Origin of the sequence: Alteraurantiacibacter aquimixticola, assembly GCF_004965515.1 — a bacterium.
In the GTDB taxonomy this organism is placed as follows: domain Bacteria; phylum Pseudomonadota; class Alphaproteobacteria; order Sphingomonadales; family Sphingomonadaceae; genus Alteraurantiacibacter; species Alteraurantiacibacter aquimixticola.
On the sequence record NZ_SSHH01000003.1, the window covers coordinates 110,007 to 129,053 of the forward strand.

General features: G+C 65.3%; 14 protein-coding genes, 1 tRNA gene and 1 pseudogene. 4 read left to right on the forward strand and 12 right to left on the reverse strand.

Going from position 1 to position 19,047, the window contains the following annotated elements; translation table 11 throughout:
- Nucleotides 1-208: 208 nt before the first annotated feature.
- The 4 genes from E5222_RS11470 to E5222_RS11485 all read right to left on the reverse strand — a co-directional run bounded on the left by E5222_RS11470 (nt 209) and on the right by E5222_RS11485 (nt 5,557).
- Nucleotides 209-805, reverse strand: coding sequence for a nuclear transport factor 2 family protein (locus E5222_RS11470; protein ID WP_136693942.1), 597 nt, complete (start codon nt 803-805; stop codon nt 209-211).
- A gap of 20 nt (nt 806-825) precedes the next feature.
- Nucleotides 826-1,380: a dCTP deaminase gene (dcd, locus tag E5222_RS11475; protein ID WP_136693943.1), complete on the reverse strand. Its 555-nt coding sequence runs from the start codon at nt 1,378-1,380 to the stop codon at nt 826-828.
- Between the two features lie 48 nt (nt 1,381-1,428).
- Complete coding sequence (putA, locus tag E5222_RS11480) at nt 1,429-4,521, reverse strand: bifunctional proline dehydrogenase/L-glutamate gamma-semialdehyde dehydrogenase PutA (protein WP_136693944.1); 3,093 nt, start codon at nt 4,519-4,521, stop codon at nt 1,429-1,431.
- 148 nt (nt 4,522-4,669) lie between these two features.
- Complete coding sequence (locus E5222_RS11485) at nt 4,670-5,557, reverse strand: MBL fold metallo-hydrolase (RefSeq protein WP_136693945.1); 888 nt, start codon at nt 5,555-5,557, stop codon at nt 4,670-4,672.
- A gap of 64 nt (nt 5,558-5,621) precedes the next feature.
- On the opposite strand from E5222_RS11485, the gene E5222_RS11490 reads away from it, so the two are divergent.
- Nucleotides 5,622-6,341, forward strand: coding sequence for an Nmad3 family putative nucleotide modification protein (locus tag E5222_RS11490; protein WP_136693946.1), 720 nt, complete (start codon nt 5,622-5,624; stop codon nt 6,339-6,341).
- On the opposite strand, the gene E5222_RS11495 is transcribed toward E5222_RS11490, so the two are convergent.
- From E5222_RS11495 to ftsE, 4 genes are read right to left on the reverse strand one after another with little or no spacing between them, the layout of a single operon-like run.
- Nucleotides 6,338-7,033: a lysophospholipid acyltransferase family protein gene (locus E5222_RS11495; protein WP_136693947.1), complete on the reverse strand. Its 696-nt coding sequence runs from the start codon at nt 7,031-7,033 to the stop codon at nt 6,338-6,340. The two genes, E5222_RS11490 and E5222_RS11495, sit on opposite strands and share 4 nt — an antisense overlap.
- 13 nt (nt 7,034-7,046) lie before the next feature.
- On the reverse strand, nt 7,047-7,571 hold the full coding sequence (locus E5222_RS11500; protein ID WP_136693948.1) for a YdcF family protein: 525 nt from the start codon (nt 7,569-7,571) through the stop codon (nt 7,047-7,049).
- Nucleotides 7,568-8,485: a cell division protein FtsX gene (locus E5222_RS11505; RefSeq protein WP_136693949.1), complete on the reverse strand. Its 918-nt coding sequence runs from the start codon at nt 8,483-8,485 to the stop codon at nt 7,568-7,570. The genes E5222_RS11500 and E5222_RS11505 overlap by 4 nt, the downstream gene beginning before the upstream one ends.
- Nucleotides 8,482-9,207 carry a cell division ATP-binding protein FtsE gene (gene ftsE, locus E5222_RS11510; RefSeq protein ID WP_136693950.1) on the reverse strand — a complete coding sequence of 242 codons (726 nt, stop codon included), beginning with the start codon at nt 9,205-9,207 and terminating at the stop codon, nt 8,482-8,484. Before ftsE ends, E5222_RS11505 begins: the two co-directional genes overlap by 4 nt.
- Before the next feature lie 185 nt (nt 9,208-9,392).
- Between ftsE and E5222_RS16885 the strand changes: the two are divergent.
- The 3 genes and pseudogenes from E5222_RS16885 to E5222_RS11520 form a co-directional block, all read left to right on the forward strand.
- A pseudogene (locus E5222_RS16885) lies at nt 9,393-9,488 on the forward strand (MJ0042-type zinc finger domain-containing protein); the annotation flags it as partial.
- 222 nt (nt 9,489-9,710) lie between these two features.
- A complete protein-coding gene (locus E5222_RS11515) occupies nt 9,711-10,331 on the forward strand; it encodes a thioredoxin (protein ID WP_246021783.1) in 621 nt (206 codons plus the stop codon).
- A 109-nt stretch (nt 10,332-10,440) separates the two neighbouring features.
- Nucleotides 10,441-10,528: transfer RNA gene (locus tag E5222_RS11520), tRNA-Leu, on the forward strand.
- Between the two features lie 51 nt (nt 10,529-10,579).
- On the opposite strand, the gene E5222_RS11525 is transcribed toward E5222_RS11520, so the two are convergent.
- From E5222_RS11525 to E5222_RS11540, 4 genes are all read right to left on the reverse strand, one after another.
- Entirely contained in the window at nt 10,580-12,307 is a 1,728-nt protein-coding gene (locus tag E5222_RS11525; protein WP_246021732.1) for an alkaline phosphatase D family protein, read from the reverse strand.
- A gap of 78 nt (nt 12,308-12,385) precedes the next feature.
- The gene (locus E5222_RS11530; RefSeq protein WP_136693952.1) at nt 12,386-14,740 is read right to left on the reverse strand and encodes a TonB-dependent receptor domain-containing protein; all 2,355 of its coding nucleotides are present in this window, start codon (nt 14,738-14,740) and stop codon (nt 12,386-12,388) included.
- A gap of 316 nt (nt 14,741-15,056) precedes the next feature.
- A complete protein-coding gene (locus tag E5222_RS11535; RefSeq protein ID WP_169053572.1) occupies nt 15,057-16,193 on the reverse strand; it encodes a serine hydrolase domain-containing protein in 1,137 nt (378 codons plus the stop codon).
- Nucleotides 16,194-16,365: 172 nt separating this feature from the next.
- A complete protein-coding gene (locus E5222_RS11540) occupies nt 16,366-18,996 on the reverse strand; it encodes an ATP-binding protein (RefSeq protein ID WP_136693954.1) in 2,631 nt (876 codons plus the stop codon).
- Nucleotides 18,997-19,047 lie beyond the last annotated feature (51 nt).

The window sequence follows — 19,047 nt, forward strand, 5'->3', positions numbered from 1 at the left end:
CCTGCGGGCGCGCGGTCGCGCTTGCGGTCACTGCGCGACCGTGCTGCCGCGCCTTGAATGCCAAGTCGGGGAACGGGCCTAAGGCCCGCAAGGCCGAACGGCCGCCCGCAGCGGGGGCAGGTTGACCCTGTTTTACAGGGTCAGCTTCGCTTCGCCTGCCCGTCTAGCGAGGACGCACCCGCGGATGCGGGTGCGAAAAGCAGAAGGCTTACACCTCGTCGTAGTGGAAGGGCGCGATCACCGCCTTGGGGTGCGCTTCATATTCGAAGCTTTGCGGCCGGTCGGGTTCGATACCGTGGGTGGAGCGCAAAAGCGGCACGCCGCCGCGGTGCCAGCCCTCGTCATATTCGCAATAGAAGTTGATGATCCCGTGCAGCGAGGCGATGCGCCAGCGGCCGTTTTCGCGGACATAGCCGTTCTCGTAAGTCGCTTCGCCCCAGCGGCCTTCCTTTTCGAGGAAGCCGACCATCATCAGCGTGCGCCAGCGGCCCTTGGCCGTGCCCGCCTCGCTATCGACATGGATCACCGGCTGCAGCTGCATGTGGTTGAAGATCACGCCGTCCTTGTATTCGGGCAGCTGGTGGAGATAGGCCCGCACCCGGTCCTGGCCCACATAGACACCGCGCCCGGCGATCTCGAGCGTGCCGTCCTTGGCGAAAAGATCCGCCGCCTTGTCCCACAATCCCTTGTCGACATAATAGCCATAGGCCGCCTGGAGATTGGCGATGTCGGTCCAGTCCTCCGCCTTGCGCGCGCGGGCTTCGAGCCGGTCAAGCCGGTCGGCGAGTTCCTTGGTTGTGGTCATCTCTCGTGTCCTCTCCCGGGTCAGAGGCGAGGCAGGGTCACGCCCCTCTGGCCCATATATTTGCCCGCCCTGTCGGCATAGGTGACTTCGGGTCGTTCATTGCCCTGCAGGAACAGGAACTGGCAGGCGCCTTCATTGGCATAGATCTTGGCAGGCAGCGGCGTGGTGTTCGAAAACTCCAGCGTCACATGGCCTTCCCAGCCCGGCTCCAGCGGAGTGACGTTCACGATGATGCCGCAGCGGGCATAGGTGCTCTTGCCCAGGCAGATCACCAGCACGTCTTCCGGGATGCGGAAATATTCCACCGTGCGCGCCAGCGCAAAGCTGTTGGGCGGGATGATGCAGACATCGGTCTCGCGGTCGACCAGGCTGTCGCCATCGAAATTCTTGGGATCCACCACCGCGCTGTTCACATTGGTGAAGATCTTGAATTCGGGCGCCACGCGCGCGTCATAGCCATAGGAGCTGAGGCCGTAGGAAATGCAGCCATCGCGACGCTGTGCTTCCACGAAAGGCTCGATCATGCCTTCGTTCTGCGCCTTGTCGCGGATCCACTTGTCGGAAAGAATCGCCATGGGAGAGGGATTCCCGACAAGCGCTGTCAGGGCAAGCGCGCGGGATTCTTATCCACCGGCAAGCAGGCTGGCATTGCCGCCCGCCGCGGTCGTGTCGACGCAGGTGACGCGCTCCGTGGCGAAGGCGGTCACGTAATGCGGACCGCCGGCCTTGGGACCGGTGCCGGACAGGCCCTCGCCGCCAAAGGGCTGGCTCCCGACAACCGCGCCGATCTGGTTGCGGTTGACGTAGAGATTGCCGACGCGCGCCTTCGCCTCGACCAGTCGCCGCACCGCGCCGATGCGGCTGTGCACGCCCAGGGTCAGGCCGTATCCGGTCGCATTGATATCGGTGATCACCTGCTCCAACCCGCCCGCCGGGAAGCGCGCAATGTGCAGGACGGGGCCAAAATGCTCCTCGCCGACATCTGCGATCGAGCCAACCTCGATGATGGTCGGCGCGACATAGGTGCCCTTGGCGCATGCGGGCGGTAGATCGCGCTGCCAGACGGTGTAGCCGCGCGCGGCCATCTCCGCGACATGCGCATCGAGGCTGGCCTTGGCCTCGGCATCGATCACCGGGCCGACATCGGTGGCGGGGTCCGCCGGATCGCCGATCACCAGCGCCTCGAACGCGCCCCTGATCATGGCGAGCATGGTGTCCGCCACATCCTCCTGCACATAAAGCACGCGCAGGGCGGAGCAGCGCTGGCCTGCACTCTGGAAGGCGGAGGACATGACGTCGCGCGTCACCTGTTCGGGGAGGGCGGAGCTGTCGACGATCATCGCATTCTGTCCGCCCGTCTCCGCTATCAGCTTGCCGATCGGTCCCTCGCGTGCGGCCATGGCGCGATTGATCGCCTGGGCGGTCGCGACCGAGCCGGTGAAGGCGACGCCCGATATGCGCGGATCGGCGGTGAGGGCGGCGCCGATGGCTCCGTCACCCGGCGCGAGTTGCAGTACGTCTGCCGGAATGCCCGCCTGGTGGCACAGCTCGACCGCGAGCGCCGCGATCATCGGCGTCTGTTCGGCAGGCTTGGCGATCACGCTATTGCCCGCAGCCATGGCGGCGCTGGCCATGCCGATGAAGATGGCGAGCGGGAAATTCCACGGGGCTATTGTGGCGAAAACGCCGCGACCGTGCAGGCGCAGCAGGTTCTCCTCACCCGTCGGGCCGGGCAGCGGCTGGGGCGCTGAAAAGAGCAGCCGCGCCTCGCAGGCATAATAGCGCAGGAAGTCCACTGCCTCGCGCAGTTCGAGCACGGCATCGACCGGCGTCTTGCCCGCTTCGCGCTGGCACAGGCTGATGATGCGGTCGGAGTTCTCCTCGCACAGGTCCGCCGCCTTGTCGAGCAGCGCCGCGCGTTCGACGCCGCCCAGAGCGTCCCATGCCGGTTGCGCGGCAAGGGCGCGGGGAATCATCGCCTCGACATCTGCGAGCGTCGCATCGTGGATCGTGCCGACCAGGCTCGCGGCATCCTGTGGGCCGCGCACCTTGCGCATCAGGCCGTGCTGGATGCTTTCGGGCTTCACCTCGGGGAAGTCGCGCGCCAGCTCCGCCAGCCTTTCCCGCAGGGTGGTCATTGTCGGGCGATGGGCGAGGTCGACGCCGGCGGAATTGAGCCGGTTTGGATAGATATTGGCGGGAAGTGGGATCGCCGGATTGCGCTTCGGTTCCATCGCGGTCAGCTCCGCCACCGGATCATGCACCAGCTCGGCCACCGGCACATCCGCATCGGCCATGCGATTGACGAAGCTGGAATTCGCCCCGTTCTCCAGCAGGCGGCGGACGAGATAGGCGAGCAAATCCTTGTGTCCGCCGACGGGCGCATAGATGCGCACGGGCGTCGGCTCGTCTTCCAGTTCAGCGAGCGTTTCGTAAACCTCCTCGCCCATGCCGTGGAGCCGTTGGAATTCGAACGGGCGGCCAGCGGCAAGCGCCTTCACCGCACCGATCGTATAGGCATTATGCGTGGCGAAGGCGGGGTAGATCACGTCGCTCGCGGCGAACAGCCATTCGGCGCAGGCGAGGTAGCTGACATCGGTCGAAAGCTTGCGGGTGAAGACCGGGTAGTCCTCATGCCCGCCTACCTGCGTCAGCTTGATCTCGCTGTCCCAATAGGCACCCTTGACCAGCCGCACCATCAGCTTGCGGTCATGTTTGCGGGCCAGTTCCGCCACCCAATCACACAGGGGAACGGCGCGCTTCTGGTAGGCTTGCAGGGCGAGGCCGAAGCCTTCCCAGCCGCCTGCAAAGACTTCGTCATCGGCCACCAGAGCCTCGATAATGTCGAGGCTCAGTTCCAGCCGCTCGGCCTCCTCGGCATCGACGGTGAGGTGGATATCCGCATCGCGTGCGGCGATGGCGAGGTCCTTCAGCACGGGCACCAGCGCCTCCCGCGCGGCATCGGCGTGGAGGAAATCGTAGCGTGGATAAAGGGCGGAGAGCTTTACGGAGATACCGGGGCCACCCCGAACGCCGCGCTGCTTCTCCTTCGCCAGCCGCGCGATGGCCCCGGCATAGGAGGCGCGATAGCGCTCGGCATCCTCGAAGGTCATCGCGGCCTCGCCCAGCATGTCGAAACTGTGGGCGAGGCCCTTCGCCCGCTCCGGCTTGGCACGCTTCAGCGCTTCGTCGATCGTGCGGCCGAAAACGAATTGCCCGCCAAGGATGCGCATCGCCTGCAGGGTCGCCTGGCGGATCACCGGCTCGCCCAGCCTTCCGGCGGCGCGGCGCAGCGCATTGGCGAGGCCCGCCTCCGCACGCGATCCGCCGCGCAGCACTTCGCCCGACAGCATTAGCGAGAAGGTGGCGGCATTGACGAAAGTGGAGCTGCTTTCGCCGAGGTGTTCGGACCAGTCCACGCCTGCCAGCTTGTCATGGATCAGCGCGTCGGCGGTCTCCGCATCGGGCACGCGCAGCAGCGCTTCGGCAAGGCACATCAGCGCAATGCCTTCCTCCGTGCCGAGGCCATAGGCGGCGAGGAAGGCATCGAGCCCGCCGCTATCGCTGGCCCGCGCGCCCTCGATCAGCTGCGCGGCGAGAGCGGCCGCTTCGTCATGGCGGTCCGAAGCGGGCTGCGCCTGCGCCAGCCGCTCGGCGACGCAGGCGGCCTCCTCCATGCGATAGGCGTTGCGAAGGACGGTGCGTTCGAGAGGCATGATTCGCCTTTGCACCTCGTTTCAAGTGTAATCAATATTCGTCATTGCGAGGAGGCGGAGCCGACGAAGCAATCCAGGGCATTTTCGCTATCCGCTCTGGATTGCCGCGCTCCCTTCAGTCGCTCGCAATGACGGGGGAAACCTATCCTCACACCCATTCATAGCGATAGACATCGCCATCCACTTTCACCCGGCCCGCGCTGGTCTTGCGGAAATGGGCTGGGAAGCACAGCAGGTCCTCTTCCGCCGCGCGCTTCATCACGCGCTGGCGCGTCTGGCTGGCGGCGGGCGGATCGGCATCGAAGGCGAAGGGCAGGTCGTAGCGGATCATCTGCACCGGGTGGTGGATCACATCGCCCCAGAAAATCGCTTCCTCGCCGCCCGCTTGCCCGTGGATCGTACAGCAGCCGGGGGAGTGGCCGAAGGCGGGCTCCAGCCACACGCCGTCACCAATCTCGCGGTGCGCGACATGGTTTTCATCGACGATGATGCCCTGTCCCGCTTCCATCACCGGCACGATGGAATCGGCGAAGCTTTCGTGATGCGCTTCCTCGCCCTCCGGGTTCTCCTTGAAATACTCATAGTCCTTGCGGCCGAACAGGTATTTGGCGTTGGGGAAGGTCGGCACCCACTTGCCGCCGTCCAGCATGGTGTTCCAGCCGACATGGTCGAAATGGAGGTGCGTGCACATGACGAGGTCGATATCGCCCGGCGCGAAGCCGGCGCGGCGCAGGTTCCCGAGGTAGTCGGTATCGAGCTGGTGCACCGCTTCGACCAGCCGGTTCTTGTGATTGCCGTCGCAAGTGTCGACGAGGATCGTCTGGCCATCGACCTCGATCACGAAACTGTGGACCGAGAAATTCATCTGCGAGGTTTCGGGATCGAGCGTGATCTCGCCGTCCTCAGGGTCGTACCACTGCTTCAGCCGGGCGAGGTCCTGCGGGGTGACGCCGGGCAGGTTCATCGTCATCGGTGTGGGCGAGTCCATCTCGTGGACCTTGTGGATGGTCATCCGCCCGAGCTTTATCGGCTGCATTTTTCTCTCCCCTTGCTGGAGATGCTAGTAGAGAGCGTTGAGGCGCGCTAGGCACTTCTCACCCATGAAGATCGTGCTCTCCCGCAAAGGATTCGACAGCTCTTCCGGAGGCGGCCCTTCGCCTGTCGTGGACGGGCGCCCGCTCAGCCTGCCGATCCCGGCGAGCAAGGGCATGCCGGGGCCAAGCTATGCCTCGCTTGGCATGGCGCACTATGTCGAGGAGGCGAGCGGGGGTTCGCTGGGCGGGGAAGACAAGGCGCATCTCGATCCGATGTTCCGCGATGACGGCACCTGCCTGTTCGGCCAGTGCAGCGCGGCGCAGACCCATCTGGAAAACCAGGGCGTGGGACCGGGCGACCTGTTCCTCTTCTTCGGCCTGTTCCGCGAAGGGAAAGAGCGGCCGCATCACCGGATCTTCGGCTGGATGTGGGTCGAGGAAGTGGTCCGCCACGGCGACCCCGAGATGGAGCAGCTTGCCAAACTCGGCCATCCGCATGCGCTGACCCCGCACGGCTCCAACGATGCGATCTGGGTCGGGCGCGGCACGGAAGCTCGCTCCACCCATCCCGAACTGCGCCTGTCGGAGGAGGGTGGTCCGCCCAGCTTCTGGCGCGTGCCGCCATGGCTCGAACGGGTCGGGCTATCCTATCATGACAAGCCCGAACGCTGGCTGGGCAAGGGCCGCCTGCAAAGCGTGGCGCGCGGCCAGGAATTCGTTGCCGATATCGGGAATGACGAGGAAGCCCATGAATGGGCGCACCGCGTGCTCGCGCTGATGAATTAGGGTTCTTCGGGGGCTGGCGCGTTCAGCGCGTTGATCGCCTCATGCACCAGCCGCTCGGCCTCTTCACGTTCGAGCCCGGCGGGGATCGGATCGGCAAAGCGATAGGTGATCGTCCCGCGCCGCTTCCACAGCCGGTGATAGAGCGGCCCGCTATTCACCGCCACCGGCACGACCGGCACGCCGAGCATCTTGTAGAGCGCGGCAAAGCCGGACTTGAGCGGCGGCCTTGTCCCATGCGCCACGCGCGTCCCTTCCGGGAACAGCACTAGCGGGCGGCCTTCCGACACACGCTGTTTCGCCAGCTTCAGCATCTTGCGCAGCGCCTTGGCGCCTTCGTCGCGGGCGACTTCGATGCCGCCATAGGTTTCCGCCGCCTTGCCCCAACCGGGAATGGCGAACAGCTCCTTCTTCCCGAAAGGCGCGGGGTAGTCGAAGAATTCGGGCATATCGATCGCTTCGAAGAACGCCTCGTGCTTCATCACATAGAGAGCGGGCCCATCCAGCATCTCGCCTTCCCATCGCACTTCGATTCCCAGCAGGCCGGTGACGCAGCGCCGGTGCCAGCGCGACCAGCCGTCACAGATCCGCCGCAGCCGCGCGGGCGATTCGAGTGCGGTCATCGTGCCCAGCACATAGACCACGGAGCCCAGGTAAAAGGCGATGTAGAAGGCGATGCTGCGGATCACGGACATGGCTTGGCCTTGGTCATCCCAGATGCAGCAGCCAAGCGGCGATCAGCTTGTGATATTCGACGAATAGCGTGCCGAGGCTTGGCTGGGTGGGCACGGCATCGCGCAGCACCTCCACTCCGTCGGGCAAGCGATCGGACAGCTCCACCGCGGTGCGCCGCATATGCCAGTCGGAAGTGACGAGCCGCATCGAACTGTAGCTGTTCTCCGTCATCCACTCCGCAGTCTCGCGCGCATTGCCGCGGGTGTCGAGCGCGGAAAAGCCCAGCGTGATGCAGCAATCGAGCAGCTCCTGCTCCACCGAGAATTCAGCGGCGAATTCGCCAGGGCGTACGTCCAGGTCGACGCCTGTGACGAGCATCTTCTCCGCCTCGCCAGCGCGCAGCACTTCCAGCCCGCGCTGGATCCGGCCATTGCCGCCCGTGGGGACCACGATGGCATCGGTCCGCTCCGCATCGGCGGGCTGTGGCAGCGCGAGCGCGAACCACATGAAGCCCAGCGCCCAGGCGATGGCGAGCATTCCGGCGGTGCGGCGGATCACAATATGCGCCTCAACGCCGCGAGCACGGTCAGCCGCGCGGTGACGACGGCGAGCAGCATCCCGGCAAAGGGAATGGCGGCGATGATGACCCAGTCGAGCGGGTTGAGCCCGCCTCCCGCCACAAGGCCCGACCCCAACGCGGCGAATTGCCGTCCGAGCAGGAGGATCGCGGCAAACCCGATCATCAGCCCGGCCAACCCGCCGAACAGCGCATCGCTGGCGATCGAACGCTGGAAGATCCCGGCGATCTGCCCGTCAGTGCCGCCCAGATGGTGGATCACCTCGATCGTATCCTGATTGGAGCCGAGTGCGCTGCGCGCCGCCAACCACACCGCTGCCGCGCTCGTCGCCGCCAGAAGCACGACAAGGCCGAGTGCGAGGAATTGCAGCGAGGCGATAGTGCTGAAGACCGGCGCGAGCCAGCTCGCCTGTGCATCCACACGCGCTGAAGGTGCGGCTGTAGCGAGAGCCGCGCGCAGGTCCTCCAGCCGCCCGTCGGTCACCGCGCCGCGCAGGCGCAGGTCGATCAGCGCGGGTGTGGGAATGGCCTCCGCATCGGCAGCCGCATTGCCCAGCCAGGGTTCGAGCAGCGCGGCCAGCTCCTCGTCCGGAACGCGGCGCACCTGCACCACATCTTCGCGATTATTGAGGATGGACAGCGCGGTTTCCGCCTGCCGCTCACGTTCTGCGGGCGCCGCCTCGACCACCTGCACGGTTACTCCGCCGGCGATTTCCGCCTGCGCATTGCGCGCCAGGTTGGAAAGGGCCAGCCCCATGGCGACCGCGATCACGGTCAGCGCGATCATGATGGCGATCACCCACGGCATGGGGCCGGAGAGCCGCGCCTGCGGGAGGATGCGCGCACTCTCGCCACCCAGCCGCACGCGGCCCCTGAGGAAACCGGGCAAGCTCACTTGCGCACCGCCTCCCGCCGCGGGGGATAGCGCAGCGCGCCGGTGGGATCGGACAGCCGCCCCTTGTCGAGCCGCATGATGAGCGAATCCGGCACCTTGCGCAGCAAATGCACATCATGGGTGGCGACCACCACGGTGGTGCCGAGCCGGTTGAGCGATTCGAACAGGCGCATGAGCTTCAGCGCCATGTCGGGGTCGACGTTGCCGGTCGGCTCGTCCGCCACCAGCACTTCGGGCCGGGCGATCACCGCGCGGGCGATGGCGCAGCGCTGCTGCTCCCCGCCCGAAAGCGTTTCCGGCCGCGCCCCGCTGCGATGGTCGAGGCCGACCCAGCGCAGCATGTCATCCACCGGTTTCCTCACCTCATCCTCGTGCATGCCCGAAATGCGCAAGGGCAAGGCGACATTGTCGAAGGCGGAGAGGTGCGGGATGAGCCGGAAATCCTGGAACACGGTGCCGATGCGGCGGCGGAAATCGGGCAAATGGCTGCGCGGCTGGGTGATCAGATCCTGCCCGAACATGCGGATCATCCCGCGCGAGGGGCGCTGCGCCAGGTAAAGCAGCTTCAGCATCGAGGTCTTGCCCGCGCCGCTGGCGCCGGTGAGGAAATAGAAGCTGCCGGGATAAAGCGTGAAGGTAATGTCGCTCAGCACCTCCTTGTCGGTGCCGTAGCGCAGCCCGACATTGTCGAACTGGACGATGCCCCCACTGTCCTCGCTCATGCCGGCAAACGGCCTGCTAGCCGCCTGTGGCGAGCGTTCCCGGCGAGGGGTGCGAGGCGTTGGGACTGCGACATGGCCTGCCGCTATAGCTAGTGTTCGATGTGGAAAAAAGCCACGGACGGCCGTAACAAATTTGCTCCACAGCTTGTTGGTTAACGCGCCGCGCTCTAGGGTTTGCGGTCAAGATGATCATTCAGTGTCCCGCTTGCTCTACGCGCTATGCCGTACCGGACAATGCCGTGGGCATTGAAGGGCGCACCGTGCGCTGTGCCAAGTGCCGCCACAGCTGGTTCCAGGAAGGCCCGGCGATCGATGTGCCGGAACAGGCGCCAGAGCAGCCCAGGGAGCAGGCTCCCCCACCGCCTCCACCTCCTCCACCTCCACCTCCACCTCCAGCACCGCCACCTCCGCCACCGCCTCCCCCGGCACCGCCTCCTCCGCCAGCACCGCCGCCGGTCGAGCGCGAGGAGTTTTTCCCGCCGCCTGAACCCGCACCTGAGCGAGTGGTCGAGGAAGACCGCTTCTCGCCGCCGGCTCCCGCGCCTGATCGCGAGCCTGTGCCTGAGCCGGAGATCGCGGAAGAGGAGCCGTTCGAGGACGAGCTTCCCGTGCCGCCCGTCCCCGCCCCGCGCCCCGCGCCCGAGCCGGAACTGGAAGAGCATTCGCCCTTCGATGCCGAACCGCCTTTCCGGCCGCGCCGCAACTGGCTGAAGATCTGGACCTGGTTCGCAGGCATTTTCGCCGTGTTCGCGGCGGCGATCATCTTTGCGGTCAGCTATTGGGGCCTGCCCGACTGGGTGCCGGTCACTCGCCCCGATTTCGCGGTGGGCGAGCCAGACCTGCAGCTCGATTTCCCGATCGACCAGCAGGAAAAGCGCGAAATGCCCAATGGGCAGGAATATTTCTCGGTCAACGGCACCATCACCAATATCGGCAGCCAGGCACGCGAGGTTCCGCCGATCCTGGTGATCCTGCGTGACGAGCGCGAGCGCAAGGTGTTCGAGCTGGAGATCGTGCCCGAGCAATCCTCGCTCGCGCCCGGTGAAAGCCTCGACGTAATGCGCGCCGTGGTGGACGTGCCGCGTTCGGCGCGGATCGCCGAGATCGGCTGGAAGGCCCAATAATTCACCTTCGCTGAAAAAGAGGCCAAGACTGCGCTTGCAGGGGCAGGACCCCTTTGCTAATGGCGCGCTCCTACCTGTCGGGCGGCACCTAGCCGCCCTATTGCGATGTGCGGTCGTGGCGGAACTGGTAGACGCGCAACGTTGAGGTCGTTGTGGGTGAATAACCCGTGGAAGTTCGAGTCTTCTCGACCGCACCATCGCCATTCAAGCATGGCCATCCAGTATCACCGCGCCGCTCGGCGGCAGGCTTAGCCGAATGTGAGCGCGCCATTCTCGCGACGGATGGTGAAACGCTGGCCGATCGCGGCCCGGTATTGCGGCGTGAGCACGGTATCGACCGTGATGAAGCTCGCCGTGCCTTCCTCGCGCGTCAGGTCGAGCCGGACATAGCCCTGGTGCATATTGTCGGTCCAGACGACTTCAGGAACGTGCTGTGCGAACACAGTGTCGAGCTGGCGTGACAGCGCATCCCCGAAGCCGCTCGCGACGAAATCGCCGGGCGAAGACACGCCCGCAGTGCCCAGCTCGATCCCGGCCGGACGTCCCGCATCGTCCGCCAGCTGATTGGCCCAGAAACTGTGGCTGTCGCCGGTCAGGAAAATCAGGTCGCCTGCGCCCGCCTCGCGGCTGAGGCGGTAGAGCTTTTCGCGCGCCCAGGGGTAACCGTCCCATGTGTCGGGATAGAAGGGCAGGTTCCATTTGCCCTTCCACCCCAGCGCCTGCGCGGCGGAAAGCGCTTCGCCTTCGAACGGCGCGTCCTCGGCAAAGGGATCGGGCATGATGCCCAGCCCGACGACATCGGGCACGTCCGTCTTGGCAATCGGCATCGGGTTGCCGATCAGCCGCCATGGCTGGCCCGCCGCGATCGAGGCGCGCCATGATGCGTCGAGTTCGGCCTCCAGCTCGGGTGCGAGCATGGCGCGGCCTTCTTCGCCCAGCACCTCGGCCTTGAAGCGTGCTACCTCTTCCGGAGAGGTCAGGCGCGTCGACCATTCGAGATAGTCGATCTGTTCCGCGCGCGCCGTGTGCCGCGTCTCCAGCGTGTTGAGCGTGGCAAGGTCGCCGAAGGAATAGCTCCGCCAGAACTGCATCCGGCTGGCAGGACCGCCGGCCCATTCGGGCTCGCGTACCGGCATCCATTCGAAATAGGCCTGGATCGAGGCCGCGCGGCGCGCTTCCCAATCGCCTTCGCTGTCCGGCTGGTGGTTCTGCGCGCCGCCCTTCCACGGATTGTTGGCGCTCTCGTGATCGTCCCAGCAGGCGAGCAGCGTGTGCGCCGCATGCATGGCGCGCGAGCCGTAATCCGTCTTGTACTGCGCGTGGCGTGTCCGATAGTCGGCGAGGCTGACGATCTCATGCGCAGGCTCGTGGCGGCGGCCAATGGCCTGCGCGACATCGTCGCCCCAGCCGTCATGCCCGTATTCGTAGATATAGTCGCCCGTATGGAGGACGAAATCGACCTCGGCATCGCGGGCAATCGCGTCATAGGCGTTGAAATAGCCGAAAGCGTAATTGCTGCAGGAGACGAGCGCGATGGACAAGCGCTCGAGCGATCCGGCAGGCAGCGCGCGCGCGCGGCCGATGGGGGACACCGCATCGCCGAGGATGAAGCGGTAGTAATAGGTCGCGCCCGGCTCCAGCCCGGCGACGAGCAGCTTCACCGTATGGTCGCGCTCGGGTCCGGTGCTGGCGGTGCCTTGTTGCAGCACGTCGGTAAAATCGAGGTCGCGTGCCACCTGCCAGCGCACCTCCTGCGGGCCTTCGGCGGTAATGCGGGTCCAGATCACCACACTCTCGTGATCGGGATCGCCGCTCGCCACCGAATGGCGGAAACTGGCGTTCTCGGGCAGCGCGTGTGCCTTGAGCGGCAGCGCGGAGAGCATCGCCCCGCCAGCCATGCCCGCCAGCGTGGCGCGGCGGCTTACGGGAAAGGCGGAAGGCTTGAGGAAATGGGGCATGGCGACCTCCTGCTGCACGGGGCTTACGGGTAAATTGGGTCGGAATGGCGAAAGGGGGCGGCCCAATCGGACCGCCCCCTTGCCTTCAGGGTCGGATCAGAAGTCCACCGTCGCGGTGAACACCACCGTGCGCGGGGCACCGATCCAGGCGCCGCCGCCGGAGATGCCGCCCAAATAATCCTCGTCGAACACATTGTTGACGACGAGGCTGAGATCGACCGCCTTCAAGCTGTCGCTGATCGCTTCGCCGGTGACGCCGATATAGGCATCCGCGGTGAAGAAATCGGGCGTGATGAAGGTGTTGGCGACATTGACCGGGCGCTCATCGGTATATTTGCCCGAAATGCCGACGCGGAAGATCTCGTCCCGGTAATCGGCGGAAAGGACGAACATGTTCTCCGGAATGCCGGTCACCTTGTTGCCCGGGATGATGCCCACGGCTGCATCGACCTGCGCGTCGCCCGTGCCGTTAAAGGTGGCGTCGATATAGGTGTAGGACGCGTAAAGCGTCAGGCCTTCCACCACCTCGGCATTGGCGAGCAGTTCGAAGCCTTCGGAATCGATACCGCCGGCGTTGAAGTAGGTGCCATTGGTGCCGATCAGGTAATCCGGGCCGGCATCGGTATTGGCGGCCAGGAAGATGATCCGGTTGTCGAAGGACGTGTTGAAATAGGTCGCCGAAGCCTGGATCAACCCGTTGTTGAAACGCATGCCCGCTTCCCAGTTTTCGCTCGTCTCCGGCTCGAGATCGGCAAGGTCGGCATCCAGGCGTTCGAGGATCTCGTCACCCAGCGCCTTGTAGTTCTCGGCATAGCCCGCGAAGATGTTCAGTTCCGGGATCGGCTCGAACTGGATGCCGCCGGATAGCAGCACGTCCGAATTGGTATTGAGCTCGACCGTGGGAGACTCTCCGAAGACGTCGAACCGCTCCACATCGTTGTGGAACTGCTTGATGCCGCCGCTGACGGTGACCGGGCCGAATTCGACCGTATCCTCGATCCACCACTTGAACGTGCTCTGCGGATATTCGCGGCTATACTGCACCCAGTAGGCCGGATTTTCGAACTCATAGCCGACGCGCGTATCGATGATCTGGTGCCAGTCGCGCAATTCCTTGCGCTCGGCATCCTCGTACCAGATGCCGCCGCGCAGCGTGTTCATCGCCGCGCCGAAATCCGCGGCCCACGCAAAGTCGGCGGTCACGCCCAGGCGGTCCTTCTTATACTCGGTGTTGCGATAGGACTGCGCGCCGATCGCACCTGCCGCGTAGCAGGCCGGATCGTATTCGGGACCAGCACCGCCATAAGGGAAGGTGATCGAGGAAACGCAGCCGTCGATCGGCGTCAGCGCCACGCCATTGCCATCGATGAAGTAGATGCGGCCGAGCGGCGCGCCCCCGTTCACCGTGCCATTGCCGATGATTTCGCTTTCGGGATTGCCCGCGCCATCGTCGGTCACGTTCACGATGTAGGGCGGTACCCAGTCGCCGCGGCCCTTGTTGTGATGGTAGTAGCCCGCCGCGTGCAGCGTCACGCCACTGCCGATCTCGGCATCGGCCATCAGGTAGCTGAAGAAGTTCTCGCGCAGCGTCGACCACCCCTTGCGATAGACCTGGTCGATATAGGGGATGCCGGTCCATTCGGCAGTCAGGCCGTCATAGTCCGGGTGCTGTTCGAAGTCCTCGAGGGTGAACAGCTGGTCGTAATTGTCCTCATGCGTATCGTCATAGCTAGCATAGCCCGTCAGCGTGACGGCCCCCGCATCGGCGATGATCTTGGCGGCGAAATGGTCGCGCTCATTCTCGGCCGAACCATTGACGTGGTCGGTCGCTTCCTGGTGCGAGGCGGAGACCCAGGCGCGGATACCGCCGAGGTCGCCCGTGTCGTAGCGGGCATAGAAGCGCAGCGCGTCGAACTCGCCAGCCGAGCCGGAAAAGCGGATGCGGCGGTCGAAGGTGGGATCGTCGGTCATGAAATCGATCGTGCCGCCCAGCGCCTCGTTCGACAGCGAGCCGATATCGGCCGTGCCCTGGCTCACCGCGATGCCGCCAATATTGGCCGTGTCGATGTAGCGGTTGGCCTTGGAGCCGCCGCCATAGTTCGACCCGCCATTGGGCAGGCCGTCCACGGTCATGCCGATTTCCTGCGTGTCGAGATTGGTCTGGAAGCCGCGCACGGAAATGGCGGTCGACCAGTCGTCGAAGCCGAACGTGTCGCCTTCCTGCACGTTCACGCCGGGCAAATTGTCGATCAGCGCCAGCGGGCTGGTGATCGGCGTCTGCTGGTCGAGCATCGGCTCGGACACTTGCGTGTTGGTGTAGGTGGTCGCCTGTCCGGTGATCACGATCGTGTCGGACTGATCTTCCTCCTGCGCGAGCGCGGGTGCGGCCCACACCAGCGCCGCCGTGCTGGCGGCGAGGTGGAGTGCGATCCGGGAATTTCTTTTTTGCATGGGAACCTTCCTCCTTTGAAGTCGGCGCCCAATTGGGGAGATATGTTGTGCTGTGATGGCAATCCGGAGACTGTTCCGTTGCATGCAGCTGACCCGCTTGCGTCCACCAGGTTGCGTGACTTGCGCGCCTTGCAACACTGATCGCCTGCGGCACGCGCATCGCTTGCCTGGAAGGTCACATTTGCGGACAAATGCCGGTCACCAACAGGCCGGTTTGGCCCCATTGTTGCGTTGCAGCATTGCAACGCATGACTCGCGAAACGCGATCCGCGCTGTTAACCGGCCCCGTCTCCTCCCCGCGATTGCGTCTGCCCGCTCACAGGAACTCGGCCGCGTCGAGGATCTTGCCGCAGACGGTTTCCCCGTCACGGCTGTCGGAATTGGCGATTGCTCCGACCGAGAAGCCATCGGGGAGCACGACCATGCAGCTGTGGATCGCCCGTCGTGGCGGCTGCTTCGGCGACAACATGTCGCCGCCATGCCAGTAGCGGTTCCTTGTCCGATCGGTCACACCGTTCGAAGCGTCGTCCCATCCCAGCCTGCGGACGGTCCGAGCGAAACACGCTCCCTGCGAAAGCAGCCGCCGTTCGAGCGGCCAGTTATTGGCCGAGTTGCAGTCCACGCGCCCGGCAATCCGGGCAAGATGCGATGCCGACAGCCGCCAGCCCGCATGCGCGCCGCAATTTTCCTGGATGCCGTTGAAGCGGGACCCGGCCCCGGTCGGATCCGTCCAGTCATAGCCATAGGCATGGCGGGCGGTTGCCGGTTCGACGCAGCTTGCCTGCTCCACACCGCTGGGCTGGAAGATATGCTCACCGACATAGAGGCTGAACAGCGCGCCGTGATTGCCCTTGCGCACATCCGATCCGTCAAGTCCCTGCGACATGCGCCACAGCCTGGGCACGATGATGCGGAACAGGGCGTAGTTGGAATTCTTGTAGCTGTAATTCTCCTCGGCATATCTGCCCGGTTCGAGGAAGCGCTGCGCGACCCCTTGTTCGACGGCGAATTTCAGCCCGTCCCAGTCATTGCCCCAGGGCTCCTCATTGCCATTGTCCTTCAGCCGGTCGAAGCGCTGCCCCATGCCCGATGTGTGGGTGAGCAATTGGCGGAAGGTGACGCTCTGCCCTTCGCGAAAGCCGCGCCCCCTGACCCAGGCTGAAGGCAGGTAGGGCGCGATCGGCTCCTCGATCGTCAGCCCGTTCGCTTCCAGCAATTGCAGCACGGCGATGGCGGTGATGGATTTGGAGACGCTGGCGACATTCGCCCTGGTGCGCGGCGCCCAGTCCCTGCGCCCGTCCGCATCGCGCCGGGCGAGGCCGGAGACCAGCGTGCGCCGGACCCGTCCATGCCGCGCGATGGCAATCGAATAGCCGACAAACTGGCGCTGGAATTCCTCGGTCAGGCGGCGCTCCAGCTGGTCCATCGGCGTTTCCTGCGCGGCGGCTGGCATGGGTGCCGCGAGGCCAAAGGCGAGGGCAAGGCAAGTGACAAGGCGAGGGTGGTGCAAGGCATATCTCCCGGATCGTTTCTCGAATTCGGAAGCGAAGATGTGCCGGGCTCCGCCACCCGTCATCCGTATGCATGCCCAATTTTGGGATCGTGCACCGCCAGCTTTGGCTGCGCTAGGGCGCGCTCTCCTGCGCCTCGCCGATGATCCATGGCTGCTCGCGCAGCTTCAGCAGCACGGCCAGCCGGTTCTCCGCCTCCAGCTTTTGCAGGATTGCGGAGACGTGGTGTTCGACCGTGCGCTGAGAGCGGGACATCTCGTCCGCGATCTGCGCATTGCTCAGGCCTTGGGCGAGGAATTCGAGGACGGTCATCTCCTTGGCGGTGAGGCCGAAGGGATTTTCGCGCGCCGCTTTGTAGGGGCCACGCGGCAGGGTCACGTCATCGCGCGTCAGCCCCCGGCTTTCGAGCAACTCGGTCAGCCGCGCGACTACCGCTTTCGCGCCCTGGCGATGAAGGGCGGAGAGACCGGAGGTGACCGTTTGCGGGTTGTCGGCAAGCCCGAAGCACAGATTGGCGAGATAGTCCGCACCGAGCCGGGCGAAGGCCATGCCGGAGCTGGTAAAGTCGCCGTGGAGTGCGGGTCCGAAGGCGGTTGCGCTTGCCGTCATGGCGGGCGACACCTCCCTATCTAGCAGGCTCTTCCAGAAGGCATATTCGGCCGCCGTCCAGCGGCTGAAACAGGACGCACCGAGACGATCGAGCCCGCCCAGCGCATCCGCGGCCAGCGTCTCCGAACCCGTCAGCCAGGCGCGCTCGGCCATGCCCAGCAGCACCGGGATGGTATACTGCACCTCGCCCGTCGCCAGCGCATCCTTGTGCGCCTTGGCGAGCAGCTGCGCAGCCTCGGCATCGCCTGTCCGCACCTGCGCGCGGGCAAGCATAATCCGCGCGGGCAGCTTCATCAGCAAGGTCTGGCCCGGCGTTCCGATCACCGAACGGCAGATCTCCTCCGCCTCCTGCAGCCGTCCCTGTTCGAGCCGCAGCTGCGCTTGCCGGCCGAGCAGGTAGAAGGTCCAGCTGTCGAGATCGTGCTCCGTATCGAAGGCGATGCCGCGTTCGAGAATGTCTTCGGCCAGCTCCAGCCGGCGCATGTCGACCGCATATTCGGAAAGGTTGGTGAAGACGCGCGCGGCATCCTCATGCAGGTGGTTCTCCAGCGCCATGTCGAGACTGCGCTGAAGCTCGGCAATGCCCGCCGCATCGCCCATGAACAGCCGCGCGGTGCCGATATTGTTGAGCGCGTGCACCTCTACCTCGGGCCTCTCCTGCCCCTCGACCCGCTTCAGTGCCCGTTCGCCCCACTCTATCGCCTCGTCCATCCGGCTCGACAGCATGTGCATCTGCGAGCGCATCGAATAGGCGAGGGCGAGCAGCCCCGTATCCTCGATCTGTTCGAGCAGGGCGATCGCCTCGTCGAGATAGCGGTTCGCCTGCACCGCCTCGCCGCGATACCAGTGCAGGCGCGAGAGGTGGCGAAGGTTGTCGGCGATCTTCTCCTTGCGGCCCAGCGCGCGCCACATGGTCAGCGCATGGCGGCGTGCCTCGATCACGCGGTCGTCGATGCGGTGCGAAATGGCCGCTTCATAGGCCCAGCTCTCATAGAGCTGGGCGGCCTCTGCGGGCTCGGCCTCATCGACATAATCGAGCGCTGCTTCGAGGTAATCGGCCGCTTCCTTATGCGCCCCCAGCAGCGCCGCCTTCTCCGCCGCCAGGGGCGCGAATTGCAGCACGCGCGCCGCATCGCCCGCACCGCAGGCATGGTGCACCAGCTCGCCCGTGTCGTAGCGCTCCGGGCTTTCGAGCATCATGGCGAGGTGCTGCTGGTGCAGGTTGCGCTTGTCGATGGAGGAACAGCGATTGTTCGTGGCAAGGCGCGCCAGTTCGTGGCGGAATCGCAGGCGGCCATCCGAATCCTCGACGAGGATAGCGAGGTCGACGCAATCCTGCAGCAGGCGTTCCCGATCCTCGATCCAGCGGCAATGCAGCGCCGGGTCGATCGGCACCGGGATGATGCTGAGCGCCTCGATCAGTGCGATATGATCCGCCGATAGCCGCGCCAGCCGGCTGTTCACCGCATCCTGCACCGAGACGGGCACCGACTTGCCGACCTCGGGGCTGGCGAGGATCTCGGTGAGGAAGAAGGGATTGCCGCCGGTGATCTGCAGCAGGCTTTCGGCATCGCGCCCGCTCTCGTCCGCAAGCCGCGCGACCGCCGCCAGCGAGAGCGGATGCAGCTCGATCCGGTCGAGCTGGCTGCCCGGAATATCGCCGAAGACGCGCAGCAGGGGGTGGTTCCGGCCCAGCTCGTCATTGCGATAGCTGATCACCAGCAGCACCGGGCAAATGGTGATCCGGCGGCTGAGGAAGCGGATGAAATCGAGCGTCCCGGCATCGGCCCAGTGCACGTCCTCCAGGATCAGCACCACGGGGTTCGGCCGCTCCGCCAGATGGGCCAGCAGGCGCGAAAAGAGCGTGGTGCCCCCGGCCGTATCCCAGTCCTCACCCAGACCGCCCAGCATGGCGATGATGTCATGCACCGGGCCTAGCGGACGCGGCGTGAGGAGCGGATCGCACATGCCCCAGATGCAATCGCAATCCTCGCCCAGCCCGGCGGCGAATTCACGCAGCAGCGCCGTCTTGCCGATCCCCGCCTCACCGCCGATCGCGACCACATGGCCGCCCGTGCCGACGGCATCGCGCAGTTCGGCCAGCCGTGCCAGTTCGCTATCCCGTTCGGCGAGCATGGCTTGGAGTTTGCCGCATTATTCCGGGGCGGAACAGCCTTGCCGCAAAAA

Coding starts and splice junctions, on each gene's coding strand:
- dcd (WP_136693943.1), bottom strand. CDS start 1,380: ATGGCGATTCTTTCCGACAAGTGGATCCGCGACAAGGCGCAGAACGAA.
- E5222_RS11490 (WP_136693946.1), top strand. CDS start 5,622: ATGAAGATCGTGCTCTCCCGCAAAGGATTCGACAGCTCTTCCGGAGGC.
- E5222_RS11530 (WP_136693952.1), bottom strand. CDS start 14,740: ATGCAAAAAAGAAATTCCCGGATCGCACTCCACCTCGCCGCCAGCACG.
- E5222_RS11535 (WP_169053572.1), bottom strand. CDS start 16,193: ATGCCAGCCGCCGCGCAGGAAACGCCGATGGACCAGCTGGAGCGCCGC.
- ftsE (WP_136693950.1), bottom strand. CDS start 9,207: ATGAGCGAGGACAGTGGGGGCATCGTCCAGTTCGACAATGTCGGGCTG.
- putA (WP_136693944.1), bottom strand. CDS start 4,521: ATGCCTCTCGAACGCACCGTCCTTCGCAACGCCTATCGCATGGAGGAG.
- E5222_RS11485 (WP_136693945.1), bottom strand. CDS start 5,557: ATGCAGCCGATAAAGCTCGGGCGGATGACCATCCACAAGGTCCACGAG.
- E5222_RS11540 (WP_136693954.1), bottom strand. CDS start 18,996: ATGCTCGCCGAACGGGATAGCGAACTGGCACGGCTGGCCGAACTGCGC.
- E5222_RS11495 (WP_136693947.1), bottom strand. CDS start 7,033: ATGTCCGTGATCCGCAGCATCGCCTTCTACATCGCCTTTTACCTGGGC.
- E5222_RS11470 (WP_136693942.1), bottom strand. CDS start 805: ATGACCACAACCAAGGAACTCGCCGACCGGCTTGACCGGCTCGAAGCC.